11 protein-coding genes and 1 pseudogene are annotated in these 13917 nt (G+C 63.6%); 10 read left to right on the top strand and 2 right to left on the bottom strand.

Features of this window, described 5'->3' with window-relative positions:
- Positions 1-265: 265 nt before the first annotated feature.
- Positions 266-1132 (bottom strand): thioredoxin, encoded by an 867-nt coding sequence (gene trxA, locus XalbCFBP2523_RS06735; protein ID WP_045766188.1) that lies wholly within the window; start codon positions 1130-1132, stop codon positions 266-268.
- A 160-nt stretch (positions 1133-1292) separates the two neighbouring features.
- On the opposite strand from trxA, the gene XalbCFBP2523_RS06740 reads away from it, so the two are divergent.
- From XalbCFBP2523_RS06740 to XalbCFBP2523_RS06780, 9 genes are all read left to right on the top strand, one after another.
- On the top strand, positions 1293-1907 hold the full coding sequence (locus XalbCFBP2523_RS06740; protein WP_045766811.1) for a DUF998 domain-containing protein: 615 nt from the start codon (positions 1293-1295) through the stop codon (positions 1905-1907).
- Positions 1908-2052: 145 nt separating this feature from the next.
- Positions 2053-4695, top strand: coding sequence for a leucine--tRNA ligase (gene leuS, locus XalbCFBP2523_RS06745; RefSeq protein ID WP_045766187.1), 2643 nt, complete (start codon positions 2053-2055; stop codon positions 4693-4695).
- A 140-nt stretch (positions 4696-4835) separates the two neighbouring features.
- Positions 4836-5420, top strand: coding sequence for an LPS-assembly lipoprotein LptE (locus tag XalbCFBP2523_RS06750; RefSeq protein WP_045766186.1), 585 nt, complete (start codon positions 4836-4838; stop codon positions 5418-5420).
- Between the two features lie 104 nt (positions 5421-5524).
- Positions 5525-6559: a DNA polymerase III subunit delta gene (gene holA / locus XalbCFBP2523_RS06755; protein ID WP_012916952.1), complete on the top strand. Its 1035-nt coding sequence runs from the start codon at positions 5525-5527 to the stop codon at positions 6557-6559.
- Positions 6560-6675: 116 nt separating this feature from the next.
- A complete protein-coding gene (nadD, locus tag XalbCFBP2523_RS06760) occupies positions 6676-7365 on the top strand; it encodes a nicotinate-nucleotide adenylyltransferase (RefSeq protein WP_045766185.1) in 690 nt (229 codons plus the stop codon).
- 55 nt (positions 7366-7420) lie between these two features.
- A complete protein-coding gene (gene rsfS / locus XalbCFBP2523_RS06765) occupies positions 7421-7834 on the top strand; it encodes a ribosome silencing factor (RefSeq protein ID WP_012916950.1) in 414 nt (137 codons plus the stop codon).
- Complete coding sequence (locus tag XalbCFBP2523_RS06770; RefSeq protein WP_045766184.1) at positions 7831-8985, top strand: molecular chaperone DnaJ; 1155 nt, start codon at positions 7831-7833, stop codon at positions 8983-8985. Before rsfS ends, XalbCFBP2523_RS06770 begins: the two co-directional genes overlap by 4 nt.
- Positions 8986-9007: 22 nt before the next feature.
- The gene (gene rlmH, locus XalbCFBP2523_RS06775) at positions 9008-9478 is read left to right on the top strand and encodes a 23S rRNA (pseudouridine(1915)-N(3))-methyltransferase RlmH (protein WP_045766810.1); all 471 of its coding nucleotides are present in this window, start codon (positions 9008-9010) and stop codon (positions 9476-9478) included.
- A 504-nt stretch (positions 9479-9982) separates the two neighbouring features.
- Complete coding sequence (locus XalbCFBP2523_RS06780) at positions 9983-13021, top strand: TonB-dependent receptor (protein WP_045766183.1); 3039 nt, start codon at positions 9983-9985, stop codon at positions 13019-13021.
- A gap of 193 nt (positions 13022-13214) precedes the next feature.
- On the opposite strand, the gene XalbCFBP2523_RS16555 is transcribed toward XalbCFBP2523_RS06780, so the two are convergent.
- Positions 13215-13388 carry a hypothetical protein gene (locus XalbCFBP2523_RS16555; protein ID WP_155392956.1) on the bottom strand — a complete coding sequence of 58 codons (174 nt, stop codon included), beginning with the start codon at positions 13386-13388 and terminating at the stop codon, positions 13215-13217.
- A gap of 344 nt (positions 13389-13732) precedes the next feature.
- Here XalbCFBP2523_RS16555 and XalbCFBP2523_RS17515 point away from each other — a divergent pair.
- Positions 13733-13909: pseudogene (locus XalbCFBP2523_RS17515) on the top strand (transposase); the annotation flags it as partial.
- Positions 13910-13917 lie beyond the last annotated feature (8 nt).

The raw sequence follows: 13917 nt of genomic DNA on the forward strand, positions 1-13917 counted from the left end.
CGCCTAGTGTAGTGGAGCGTCGTGCCTGCGGGGATAGTCTTATGTGGTGGCGTCTATGCGGATATGGTGAAGTTCAGTGTTGATTTGCTCAGCTCGACTGTTTGCGGTTGATCTACGGCCGCTTTCGCGTGTGCGCCACAAGCATGTCGCGCGCAACTATTTTGGTCGGGGCTGGGCGGGTGGTCAGGTCGGATATGCCTTGCGTCGGCAGAGCGGCGCTGCCGCCTGCGTGCATTCCCGCCGACGGCGCGTCATGCGTTGGGCGTCAGAACAGCAAGGCCGACATCTTGCGCCGGTAGCGGCCGACCAGATCCGCGTCCTCGATGACACGGAACGCATCGATGAGCGATTTTTTTGCCAGTCCATCGCCGAACTCGCGGTCCTGCCGCAGCATGTCCAGGAAGTGCTCCAGTGCCGCTTCATCGTCGCCGTCGACCAGATGCCGCACGCCCAACAGATGGCGTGCCGTCAGATCGGTCGGATCCTGCGCAAGCGCAGCCTGCAATGCCTCTAAAGGCGGCGCTGACTGCAGCGCGCTGACGAAGCTCAGCCGTGCCCGTGCACGCACCGCGCGGTCGTCGGTGGCCAAATTGGCCGGCAGAGCATCGAGCAGCGCCTCGGCCTCGCTGGCGGCGCCGGTCTTGATCAGTGCCAGGGCCAGATCCAGCTTCAGTTCGTCCTTGTCCGGCTCGGCCGCCACCGCATCGCGCAGGCGGCGCACCTCGGCATGTGGGTCCAGCACCGCCGTCGGGGCATCGCCCTGCTGGGAGGTGTCTTGCGCCGGTAACGGTTCGACACCGTGCTGTTTGAGGAACGCGCGCAACTGACTTTCCGGCAGTGCGCCGGGGAAACCATCGACCAATTGACCGTCCTTGACTAGGAACACCGTCGGTACCGAACGAATCTGGAAGGCCGCGGCGATCTGCTGTTCCTGGTCCACATCGACCTTGGCTAGCACGAAGCCGCCGTTGTACTCGGTTGCCAGTTTCTCCAGGAGCGGGGTTAGAGTTTTGCACGGGCCGCACCAAGAGGCCCAGAAGTCCACCAAAACCGGCGTTTGCATGGAATGCTGCAGCACCTCGGTTTCGAAAGTCTCGGTCGTGGCGTCGAAAACGTAGGGCGTGTCGGACATGGGGGCATCGTGTCAGGCAAGAAGATAGCCTCTTCATGGTAGCAACTCCGTGCCGATGCAAGGGTGGTCGCGGCATGGATGTCGGGGCGGTCTGCAACCGCCACACTATGCGGATTCGGTCAGTGGCGTGCGCAGGGCGCGGGAGCGATGAATGACGAAAATGGGCGAATGCGTGCTGCGCGGGGTCGGCTCCTTGCTGGCGCTCGGCGCGGTTGCGGCGATGGTGGGGTTCGGTATGGCCTTGCCAGCCTATCTGCCTTGGTCGCATCCGCTGGCCTTGCTGGGGGCACGCGGAATTCCACATGCCTGGGCCTTTAATCTGTTGGCCTTCGTGCTGCCAGGGGCGTTGGCGATCGCGCTGGCGCTGCGCCTGCTGCTACAGGCCGGTCGTGGCGCGACCTGGTCGTTGCGTGTGGGTGGGCAGGTGTTATTACTGGCCGGGCTGGCGTTTGCCTGCATCGGCCTGTTGCCGTTGGATCCGGCCGATCTGCAGTCGCGCGCCACGCAAATGCACGCTAGTGCCTGGCTGCTGTGGGTGGTGGCGCTGGTGGCGTCGGCGGGTCTGTTGGGCCTCGGCGCCTATTGCGATCCCGCCGCGCGCGCTTGGGCGAGCCTGGCGCTGGCGGTGGCGCTGCTGGCCGCGCTGGGTGCCTTCGCCTTGGACCGACTGTTGTCGCCGCCGTTGGCGCAACGGCTGGTGTTCGTGCTGTGGTGGGGATGGCTGGCGCTATTGGCCTGCTGGTCTGGCCCGCAGGCGCCACGGCAGCGCCGTTGAGCGGTGCAAGGTCGTCGTGGTTGTGGCGAACGGCGCGTCGGTGATATGTCGCCGTGTCGGTGCCGTCCGTCGCCCGGGATTGGAGCGGCTTGCCGCGCTACGGTACCCTTAGCTGCTTTGTTGCCGCCTGGCCCTGTCCGTTTCCATGTCCGCCGTCGAGCCCCCCGCCTACGACCCGCAGCAGGTCGAATCCGCCGCCCAGCAGTTTTGGGACGCCACCCGCGCCTTCGAGGTCGATGAGACCTCCGACAAGCCCAAGTTCTATTGCCTGTCGATGTTGCCGTACCCGTCCGGGGCACTGCACATGGGCCACGTGCGCAACTACACCATCGGCGACGTGATCAGTCGCTATCAGCGCATGAACGGCAAGAACGTGCTGCAGCCGATGGGGTGGGACGCGTTCGGCCTGCCGGCCGAGAATGCCGCGATCAAGAACAAGACCGCGCCGGCGCAGTGGACCTACGCCAACATCGCGCACATGCGCAGCCAGCTCAAGTCGCTGGGTTATGCCATCGACTGGTCGCGCGAATTCGCCACCTGTCGGCCCGAATACTACGTGCACGAGCAGCGTATGTTCACCCGGCTGATGCGCAAGGGCCTGGCCTACCGCCGCAACGCGGTGGTGAACTGGGACCCGGTCGATCAGACGGTGCTGGCCAACGAGCAGGTCATCGACGGTCGTGGTTGGCGCTCCGGCGCGCTGGTGGAAAAGCGCGAGATCCCGCAGTGGTTCCTGCGCATCACCGACTATGCGCAGGAGTTGCTGGATGGCCTGGATCAGTTGCCGGGCTGGCCGGAATCGGTCAAGACCATGCAACGCAACTGGATCGGTCGTTCTGAAGGGCTGGAGATCCAGTTCGAGGTGCGCGATGCCGACGGCAGTGCGCTGGATCCGCTGCGGGTGTTCACCACCCGTCCGGATACGCTGATGGGCGTGACCTTCGTGTCCATCGCCAGCGAGCATCCGCTGGCCCTGCATGCGGCCAAGTCCAATCCGCAGTTGGCGGCGTTGTTGACTGAACTGAAGCAAGGCGGGGTCTCCGAGGCCGAGTTGGAGACTCAGGAAAAGCGTGGCATGGCCACCGGCCTGACCGCGGTGCATCCGATCAGCGGCGAACGTGTGCCGGTCTGGGTCGCCAATTTCGTGCTGATGGGCTATGGCACCGGCGCGGTGATGGCGGTACCCGGTCACGATCAGCGCGATTTCGAATTCGCCAGCAAGTATGCGCTGCCGATCCGTCAGGTGATCGCGCTGAAATCCCCGCGCAACGACGACGAACGCCATTACGATCCGAGCCGTTGGCAGGACTGGTACGGCGACAAGACCCGCGATCTGGAACTGATCAATTCGTCAGAGTTCGATGGGCTGGATTTCCAGGGCGCGTTCGAAGCATTGGCCGAGCGCTTCGAGCGCAAGGGCCAGGGTCAGCGTCGTATCAATTACCGCCTGCGCGACTGGGGCGTGAGCCGCCAGCGTTACTGGGGCTGCCCGATCCCGGTGATTTATTGCCCCAGTTGCGGCGCTGTGCCGGTGCCGGAAGATCAGTTGCCGGTGTTGCTGCCGGAGAACGTCGCCCTGAGCGGTACCGGCTCGCCGCTGAAGACCGACCCGCAATGGCGCAAAACCACCTGTCCGCAGTGCGGTGGCGAGGCCGAGCGGGAGACCGATACGTTCGATACCTTCATGGAGTCGAGCTGGTACTACGCGCGTTACACCTCGCCCGGCGCCAAGGACATGGTCGATAAGCGCGGCAATTACTGGTTGCCGGTGGATCAATACATTGGCGGCATCGAGCACGCGATCCTGCACCTGATGTACTTCCGTTTCTTCCACAAGCTGCTGCGCGATGCGCGCCTGGTGGATAGCGACGAGCCGGCGACCAATCTGCTGACTCAAGGCATGGTGATTGCCGAGACGTTCTATCGGCAGAATCCGGACGGTTCCAAGGACTGGATCAACCCCGCCGATGTGGAGGTGCAGCGCGACGACAAGGCGCGGGTGATTGGCGCGATCCACAAGGGCGATGGTCGGCCGGTGTCGATCGGCGGCACCGAAAAGATGTCCAAGTCCAAGAACAACGGCGTGGACCCGCAGGCGATGGTCGGCAAGTACGGCGCCGATACGGTGCGCCTGTTTTCGATGTTCGCCGCGCCGCCGGAGCAGTCGTTGGAGTGGAACGAGGCCGGCGTGGACGGCATGGCGCGGTTCCTGCGCCGGTTGTGGGCGCAGGTGCACAAGCATGCCGCCGATGGCGCGGCCCCGGCGTTGGACCCGGCCGCGCTGGACGCCGACCACAAGGCGCTGCGGCGTAAGACCCACGAAACCATCGGCAAGGTTGCCGATGATTACGGTCGCCGCCACAGCTTCAACACTGCCATCGCGGCGGTGATGGAGTTGACCAATGCGCTGGCCAAGTTCGACGATGCCAGTGTGCAGGGCCGCGCGGTGCGTCAGGAGGCATTGGAGGCGGCGGTACTGCTGCTCAATCCGATCACCCCGCACACCAGCCATGCCTTGTGGCAGGTACTGGGTCACGCACCGACGTTGTTGGAAGATGTGCCGTTCCCGCATTCAGACCCGGCTGCGCTGGTGCGCGAGGCGGTGACCTTGGCGGTTCAGGTCAACGGCAAACTGCGTGGCACGATCGACGTGGCCGCCGACACCGCGCGCGAGCAGATCGAGGCGCTGGCGCAAGCCGAGCCGAACACGGCCAAGTTTCTGCAAGGTCTGAGCATCCGCAAGATCATCATCGTGCCCGGCAAGATCGTGAACCTGGTGGTGGCGTGAGTCAGCGTGTCGCTGTCGCGCCAGGGTTGCGTGCCGTGGCCGCATTCGCGCGGCGCGGCGTGTCTCAACCCGCGTTCACGCGCCATCGGGCAGGCTAAGCGCCTGTTGCCGCGCCCCGCCAGCTCCTCCAGACTGTGTCCATGACCCGACTCCTGTTTGCCCTTGTCTTCGTAGTGTCCCTGGCGGCCTGCGGCTTCCACCTGCGCGACAAGCTGACCCTGCCGGCGGATACGCACGCGGTGAAAGTGGTGTCTTCGGCACCCTACAGCGAGTTGGCCAAATTGCTCGAGCGCGGCCTGCGCGCCGCTGGTGCGCAGATCGCGCCGAAGGACGTCGATACGGACGTGGCGCGGTTGGAAGTGCTGTCCGAGCGCTGGGGCGACCTGCCGATCGCGCTCGACGCCCAAGGCCGCGCGCAGGAGTACAGCCTGCGCTATGCGGCGATCTTCCTGTTCCGCCGGGCCGACGGCAGCGTGTTGGTGCCGCAGCAGGTGATCGAACTGTCGCGCGATTACGTTGCACCGCCCACCGACGCCACCGGTACCACTACCGAACGCGAGATCCTCGCCGACGAACTGCGCCGGGAGATGTCGGCCTCGATGCTGCGTCGGATCGACAGCGTGGTGCGGGCGGAAGTGCGGGCAGGCAAGAACGTCAACGCTGCGCCGCCAGCCGCTACGGGTACCCCGGTCGAGGGCAAGCCGGCACCCTCGTCGAAGCCTTGAACGCCTGCCCGCCGCCGTTGCGCGCGGTGCAGGCACTGCCTGGCGCAGTCGGCGTGCTCAGGATCCGTTGCTTGCGCCACATCGCCACAGCGTAGGCTGTCGTCATGGAACTGCGTCCCGAACAACTGCTCACCCAGCCTGCCGCGCAGCCGCTGCACCCGGTCTATTTGATCGCCGGTCCGGAAACCTTGCGGGTGTTGGAGGCGGCCGATGCGGTGCGCGCCCGTGCGCGCGCCGCCGGCATCGGCGAGCGCGAGGTGTTCGATGCCGATGGACGCGACTTCGACTGGGACCAACTCTATTCCAGCTTCAATTCTCCCAGCCTGTTCAGCCCGCGACGGCTGATTGAGTTGCGCTTGCCCAGCGGTAAGCCCGGCAAAGAGGGGAGCGAGGTGATCGCCGCGTTCTGCGCCGATCCGCCGCCGGACGTGGTGTTGCTGATCACCTGCAACGAGTGGAGCAAGGCGCACCAAGGCAAATGGGCCGATGCGGTCGGGCGCATCGGCGTGATTGCGGTGGCTTGGGCGATCAAGCCGCACGAATTAGGCGATTGGATCGAGCGGCGCCTGCGCGGCAAGGGCCTGCGTGCCGATGCCGGCGCAGTGCAGCGGCTGGCCGAGCGGGTCGAGGGCAATCTGCTTGCGGCGGCGCAGGAAATCGACAAGCTGGCTTTGCTGAGCGACGGACAGGGGCTGGACGTGGCGGCGATGGAGTCGCTGGTCGCCGATGCGGCGCGCTACGATGTGTTCCGGCTGGCCGAGGCCACCTTGGGCGGGCAGGCGCCGGCGGTGCGGCGCATGCTCGCCGGTCTGCGCGCCGAAGGCGAGGCGGTGGCGGCGTTGTTGCCGATCCTAATCAAGGAACTGTTGCGCACGGCGGTACTGGCCAAGGTGCAGGCGGCCGGTGGCAATCTGGCCGCGGAGATGAAGGCACAGGGTATTTGGGAAGCGCGGCAGGCGCCGTTCAAGCGTGCTTTGCAACGCCATTGCGCGCCGCGCCGCTGGGAGCGCTTCGCTGCCGAGGCCGGACGTATCGACCGCATCGCCAAGGGGCGTGCCGACGGCGATGCCTGGATCGCGTTGGAACGCCTGTTGCTGGCTGTCGCCGAGGCGCGTGCGGTGCGGTTGTTGGTGGTATGAAAGCCGGGACCCGTGAGAGCGGGGTTCCCGCGAGGACGTACAGTGCTACCTCCGACACCGGCACGCTGACCCGCGAATCGTCGGGTCACCGTCAAGATGCCGTTGCATCAGTAGCATTGAGCTTTTCCGGGTCCGGGCTCCACCTCATCTACGGCGGCACGTTCGATCCCGTCCACAACGGACATTTGGCGATCGCGCGCGCGGCGCGCGATGCGTTCGGTGTGGCGGTGCGGATGATGCCGGCCGCCGATCCACCGCATCGTCCCGCGCCGGGTGCCGATGTGCAGCAGCGCTGTGCGATGCTGGCACTGGCAATCGCCGATGAGTCGGAGCTGCTGCTGGATCTGCGCGAGGTGCGCCGCGCATCGGCGCAGCCAGGCGTGGCGTCCTATAGCATCGATACGGTGCGCGAACTACGCGCCGAACTCGGCGTCGACGCACCGTTGGCCTTGCTGATTGGTGCCGACAGCTTGGTTGGTTTCACGGGGTGGCGCGAATGGCGTGCGCTGCTCGATACCGTCCATCTGATCGTTGCCGATCGCCCCGGTAGTGGCTGGCAACAGGCACTGCCTGAAGCATTGACGCAGGCGCTGGCCGGGCGCTGGGCCGCTTCGCCGCAGGCGTTGGCGGCTGCGGCGGGTGGTCTATTGTGGTGCCTGCGGCAGCCGTTGCGTACCGAATCTGCCAGTCAGGTACGTGCGCGTATTGCTGCCGGCGGCGATTGGCAGGGACTGCTGCCGGCGGCGGTCGCCGATTACATCCGCGCCCATCGCGTGTATGCAGAAGATGCCAGCACAGCCGACTGAATACGTGTCGTCGCAGGCTCCCCTATACTTTTCCCATTCCATCGAGTTCGCCGCTTTGTCCAATCAAGCCCACGTCATCAAGACCCAAGTCCCCAACCCGCCGCCGCCACTGCCGGTTTTGCTCGCCCACGTTCGCGAGGCAGTCGAGGAGCTCAAGGCCAAGGAGGTGGTGGAAATCGACGTGCGCGGCAAGTCCAGCGTCACCGATTACCTAGTGATCGTCTCCGGCACCTCCACGCGCCACGTCAAGTCGATCGCCGACGAAGTCATCAAGTACGCCAAACGCCTGGATTTGATGCCGCTGGGCGTGGAAGGCGAACGTGAAGCGGAATGGGTACTGGTCGATCTCGGCGATGTGGTGGTGCATGTGATGCTGCCGCGCGTGCGCGAATTCTATGCGTTGGAGCGTCTTTGGACGGTCGGCGATCAGCCGCCGAGCGATGCCGAAGAGGATCATGGGGGAGTATGACTAAGCGGCAGGACGGAACCCGTGCCGCGAGTGGCCAGACGTTGCTCTTGCGGGTGCGTGCTGGCGCAGGCGAGCCGCGTCCGAGCCCAGCACGCAAGCGCTTCGATACGCTGGTCGAACGCCTTGAAAAAACCCGCCTGCAACTGCGCGCCTGGCACGAGTCGTTGCCGTGCTGGGAACAGCGTTATCACGAACAGGTCGAGCCGTTGCTGCAGGCGCGCGATATGGCGCAGGTGCAATTGGTCCGTGAACTGGATGCGGCGTATACCGCCTACAAGCTGAGCAAGCGCGATCGGGCCGATTTATCCGATGCGATCTGCGAACTCGCCGGCCTGCTCATCGAGGAGGGTGGCTTCGACGATCTGAAATCGGTCTATGACCGCCACAGTGAGGTCGCTTTCGATCAGCAAGTGGCTGAGTCCGATGCGATGTTGAAGTCGTTGATCGGCGGACAGTTCGGCCTGACCGAGGAGGAGCTGGAGCATGTCCAGTCTCCCGAAGCGTTGTACGCACAGATTCAGCAACGTGTGCAGGCGCAACAGGCGCATGCGGCCGGGCGCGCGCAACAGCGCGCCAAGGGACACCGAGCTGGCGTGCGCAAGGCGGTGGGCCCGGCGCTCGATCCGCGACAGGCCTTGCGCACGCTGTACCGCAATCTGGTCGCCGCGTTGCATCCGGATCGTGAGCCCGACCCGCGGCAACGCGAACGCAAGACCGCGCTGATGCAGCGGCTCAACGGCGCCTATCGCGATGACGATCTGCTGGCTCTGCTGGAATTGCAGATGGAGATTGGCCAGCTAGATCAGGCCGGAATCGCCGCCATGGCCGAGCAACAGATCCGCGACTACAACAGCATGCTGGCTGCGCAGTTGAGGCAGATCGAGCAGGAATTGGCGCAGTTGGTCGATGCCTTCATGCACCGCTACGGCCTGGCCGAAGCGCGCCGGCCGCAGCCGCAACGCCTGGACGCGTTGATGGCGCGGCTCAAGCGCCAATTGCAGGAGGAGTGCCGCGACTATGCCGAAGAACGCGCTGCTGTTCGGCAGCCTGCCACGTTCAAGCAATGGCTCAAATGGCAACGTGCGCACATGCAAGAGCAAGCGTGCGCCGAAGCCATGCTGGACGTGATGTTCACGGTCGAACGCTGGTGATGTGCGTGGCGAGCCCGAGGCGATGAAGGCGCGCCTCATTGCCACAGGGGAGCGTGCCCCGGCCTGGGTCGCCCAGGGCTTTGCCGAATACCGCAAGCGTCTGTCGCACTGGCTGCCGCTCGAACTGGTGGAGATCGAGCCGGGACTGCGCGGCAAGGGCCGCGATGCGCAGCGTGCGATCGAGGACGAAGGGCGTCGTGTGCTTGTTGCATTGCCCAAGAATGCGCTGGTGGTTGCGTTGGACGTGCCCGGCAAGCAGCACAGTTCCGAACAGTTGGCGCAGCGGATGGAACACTGGCGCGGGCAGGGCCGCGATCTGGCGTTGCTGATCGGTGGTCCGGAGGGCCATTCGGCCGAGGTGCTGGCGGTTGCCGATGAATCCTGGTCGCTGGGACCGCTGACCTTGCCGCACATGCTAGTGCGGCTGATCGTGGCTGAGCAGTTGTACCGTGCCGCGGCGATGCTGGCCAACCATCCCTACCATCGCGCCTGAGTGCACCATCATGGTGAGCTTGTGTCTTGCCGCAAGCCAGGCGCGGCAGCGGCGTGCGCGGCTGTCATGTGCCCCTTGCGGCAGGACATCGTCCGCTCCGCCGGATTCCGCTGACGCGTGACATAGGCGTTATCGGCACGCCCTGTGTGATGCGTGCCTGGTCCATCCATGTTGCTGCGCGTGCTGCGCCTCCTGGGGCCTGCCGTGGCCGCCGTTCCCATCGCATGGCCGAGCCCTCGCTATGCATTCGTCACTCAATGCCTCGCGATGGTGCGAAATGTCGCTTGCTGCGGCGTTGTGCACCTTTATGGTTCTAGCTGATTCTCGTTCGAAAATCTTGAGACAAGGGTTGCAAATTTGTCTAGATTTTGCTCTAAATGAATCTCCTATTAATAGATGGTTTTTCTTGAAACAAATTTGTGCATGTCAATCGCGAGCGTCTGGTTTCTCGCTGATGTGCAGCTCAGGTTTTTCTTAGGTTTTCTTACTCAGGGAGAAAAATAGATGTCCAAGCACCATCCGCGTTGTGTCGTGCGTCGAAGCGTATTGGCGGTGTTTCTGGGGGCCGCGCTGACGCAGGGAGTTGTTCACGCGCAGAGTACGACGGGTTCCATCTATGGCGTTGCGCCGTCGGGCGCCACCATTACCGTGCAGAGTGACACCGGACTGACGCGCACCGTCCCGGTCGATAGTGCTGGCCGCTTCAATATCGGCTCGCTGCCAGTGGGAACCTACACCGTCACCCTGAATAAGGATGGTCATGCCGTCGATACCCGCAAGGGCATCGGCTTGCGGGTGAACTCGGGGACCGAGGTGTCCTTCGCCCAGCCCGGCGGAACAACTTCCACGCTGGGTGCGGTGACGGTCAGTGCCAGTAACGTGGCGGCGGTGGACGTCACCACGGTCGATTCGCGCACGGTCATCACCGCCGAGCAGTTGCAGCGTTTGCCGTTGGCTCGCTCCGCCGAAGCCATCGCCCTGCTGGCGCCTGGCGCGGTCTCCGGTAGCGGCTATTTCAAGAATGGGAATGCCGTGTCCTTCGGTGGCGCCGGCGTGTCGGAGAACGCCTACTACGTCAATGGCTTCTCCACCGGTAATCCGCTCGACAACATCGGTGGCGTGAGCCTGCCCTATGGGGCGATCGACCAGCAGGAGGTCTATACCGGTGGCTATAGCGCGCGCTACGGCCGCTCCGATGGTGGCGTGATCAACCAGATCGGCAAGCGCGGCACCAACGAGTGGCATTTCGGCGGGCAGGTGCTGTGGCGTCCGCGCGGCACCTCCGAGTCGCCGAAGGACGTGTACTACCCTAATGGCAGCCTGCCCAGCGGCTATGCGTATCAGAAACCCGAACTGGCCGGCACGCTGTATCGCTCGGGCAAGGACAACCCGACCTGGAGCAACGTGTACAGCGCCTACGCTGGCGGCCCGTTGATCGAGGATCGTCTGTTCCTGTTCGCTGCGGTCGAGCAGGAAAAGATCGACGGTGTCTCGACCAATTCGTCCGATAATGGCGTCGTGGCGCGCAACCATTCCGACGAGAACAAGCCCAAGGTCTACACGAAGATCGATTGGAACATCAACGACAGTAACCTCCTAGAGCTGACCGGGATCAAGAGCAACGACCGCACCGGCGGTTACTACAACGCCTTCGACTACGCCACGCTGTCCGAGGGCGCGCGCAATACTGCGATCGCGCCGAATATCGTCAAGCAGGACAGCACCTATTACATCGGCAAGTACACCAATTATCTGACCGACGATCTGACCTTCAGTGCGACCTACGGCAAGAGCACTTTCGACAACAAGAACTATCCAGGCATCGTCAGTGCGGACCCCTTTCTGAGCGGTCAAGTCTTCCAGGATCCCTCGATCACTGGCGGTCATCCGATCTACAACAACCAGGGTTCGCTCAACAAGCTCAATGGTCAGGACAAGACCCGTGGCCTGCGTCTGGACTTCGATTATCGCCTGGGTCACCACGATCTCGCCTTCGGCGTCGATAATATCTACTACTCCGCCAAGAACGAAGGTCAGGCCATGACCGGCCCGGGGTATGCCTGGTATTACGCGAAGTCGTCCAGGCCAGCCCGGCCGATCAGCTCCTCGCTTGGTGTCGGTGCGCCCGGCGGTAACGGGTATTATGTGCGCAAGCTGATCTTCAGCACCGCCACGTCGATGTCGGTCAAGCAGAAAGCCTACTTTCTCGAAGACCGCTGGCAGGTCACCGACAAGGTGTTGCTGTCGCTGGGCTTGCGCAACGACAAGTTCGTCAACAGCAACAGCGATGCCAAGCCCTACGTCGACAGCGGCAACCAGTGGGCGCCACGCCTTGGCGCCACCTGGGACGTGCATGGCGATTCCTCGCTGAAGGTCTACGCCAACCTGGGCCGCTACTTCCTGGCGTTGCCCAACAGTGTCGCGATCCGTGGTGCTTCGGCATCGACCTACACCAGTGAGTACTTCGCTTATAGCGGCATCGACGCCAAGGGTAATCCGACCGGCCTGCGGGCGCTGGGGCCTGGCCCGGTTTCCGCGGATGAAGAGTACGGCGTTGCGCCGGATCCACGCACCTTCACCCCCACCGACCTGAAGTCGATGTACCAGGACGAATTGATCGTGGGTTTCGATCAGGCGTTCGCCGAGAAGTGGGCCTTCGGTGCCAAGGCAACCTATCGCAAACTGGAGTCGACCATCGACGACGTGTGCGATCCGGATCGCATGCGTGCCAAGTTGCAATCGCTGGGTGTGGATCCCAGTACCGTCACCATCCCGGGCTGCATCCTGTTCAATCCGGGCAGGACCAATACCTTCAGTCTTGCCAATAGCAACGGCGGCCGCACTCAATTCACCATGAGCAAGTCCGACTGGGGCTTCGACAATGCGGCCAAGCGCAACTACGCCTCGGTCAACCTGTATTTGGAGCGTCCGTTCGATGGCAAGTGGAGTACGCGTGTCGACTACACCTGGTCGCGCAACTTCGGCAACACGGAAGGTCAGTTGAAGTCCGACATCGGCCAAGCCGACGTGTCCAAGACCCGGGATTGGGATGCGGCGGCGTTGATGGATTGGGCTGGCGGTTATCTGGCCAATGATCGTCGTCATCAGGTGAAGCTCTACGGCGCGTATCAGGTTGCGCCGGAATGGATGGTGTCGGCCAACCTGCGCATCCAGTCAGGTACGCCGCGCAATTGCCTGGGCTACTTCAGCGCCAACGGCACCGACGAGAGCTCGACGGCGGGCGATCCGATCGGTTACGGCTCGGCCTATCACACCTGTGGTGGCAGCCCCTCGCGTCCTGGCGATGCGGGCCGCACGCCATGGACCAAGCAGGTCGATCTGGGTTTGATCTATCGTCCGGCGTTCGCGGACCAGAAGCTGGCGTTCGGGTTGCAGGTGTTCAACCTGTTGAACGAGCGCAAGCCCATCCAGCAGTTCGCGGCCTGGGAGTCAGGCCCGTACACGGTGCTCAATACGTATGGCATGGGCAATTACTTCCAGACGCCACGTTACCTGTTGTTGTCGTTGTCCTACGATTATTGATCCAAGCATCGCGCCGTTCGCTGCTTGACGTCGATCTGCCAGGCCTGCTCCCAGTGATGGGGGTTGGCCTTTTCGTTTGGTATCCGTGTTGGCCGTACAAGGGAGCGTGGTACCCGGTAGCAATACCGGAAAGCAGCGCTGGTCGCCTTGCCCGAGCGCGCGAGGCAGACGAAGATCAGGTGCAGCGCACCGTTCAGCCACAACAAGCGGCCCTTGTACTTGTCGATGAGGATGCTTTGCAGGGTTTGCTATCGCAGGCCGCTTTTTTCAGATTGGCAAGATCGGCGAAGCGGGCCTCGGTGCCGTAGGAGGCGAAGAACTCGGGTATCGACAATCCAGCTTGGAACGGCAAGTCATGGATGCTCATCACGCCACTTCGTTGGCTTCAGGTGACAGCAGCATCCGCCCGGGGCACCACAGATCCTGCGACTTTTGGTTGACGAGTAGGGTTAATCAGATCGTGTCTTCGATCATGTAGGTGACATAGTCGCCCCTGAAAAACCACGCAAATCCACCTGCGCCACGCCTTCTGTGCCGCAGAGGCCGTGTCTGCATTGCTATTCCGTCAGGCTGGGCGCGGTTTTCTTGCATTTTCCGAGCATGCGCAATCGACGTCCCACGGTTGAAGATCGCCCGCCCGAAGAGTTGTTCTGTTCCAGGCTGGAGAACCAGATCGATCTGCGTTATCCCATGGCGCAGCTATCCACCAAGATGCCGTGGCCGGCGCTGGAGCAGGCCCTGTCGGCCCGCCTGCTAGCCGATCCGGTGCGCGGTGGACGTCCCGCCCTGCCGATCCGCTTGATGGCCGGGCTGCTCTACCTCAAGCACACCTATGACCTGTCCGATGAAGTGGTGTGCGAGCGCTGGCTGGCAGTGCTTCACCGGCGAGGTGTTTT

Source organism: Xanthomonas albilineans, from assembly GCF_002939705.1.
Lineage (GTDB): Bacteria > Pseudomonadota > Gammaproteobacteria > Xanthomonadales > Xanthomonadaceae > Xanthomonas_A > Xanthomonas_A albilineans.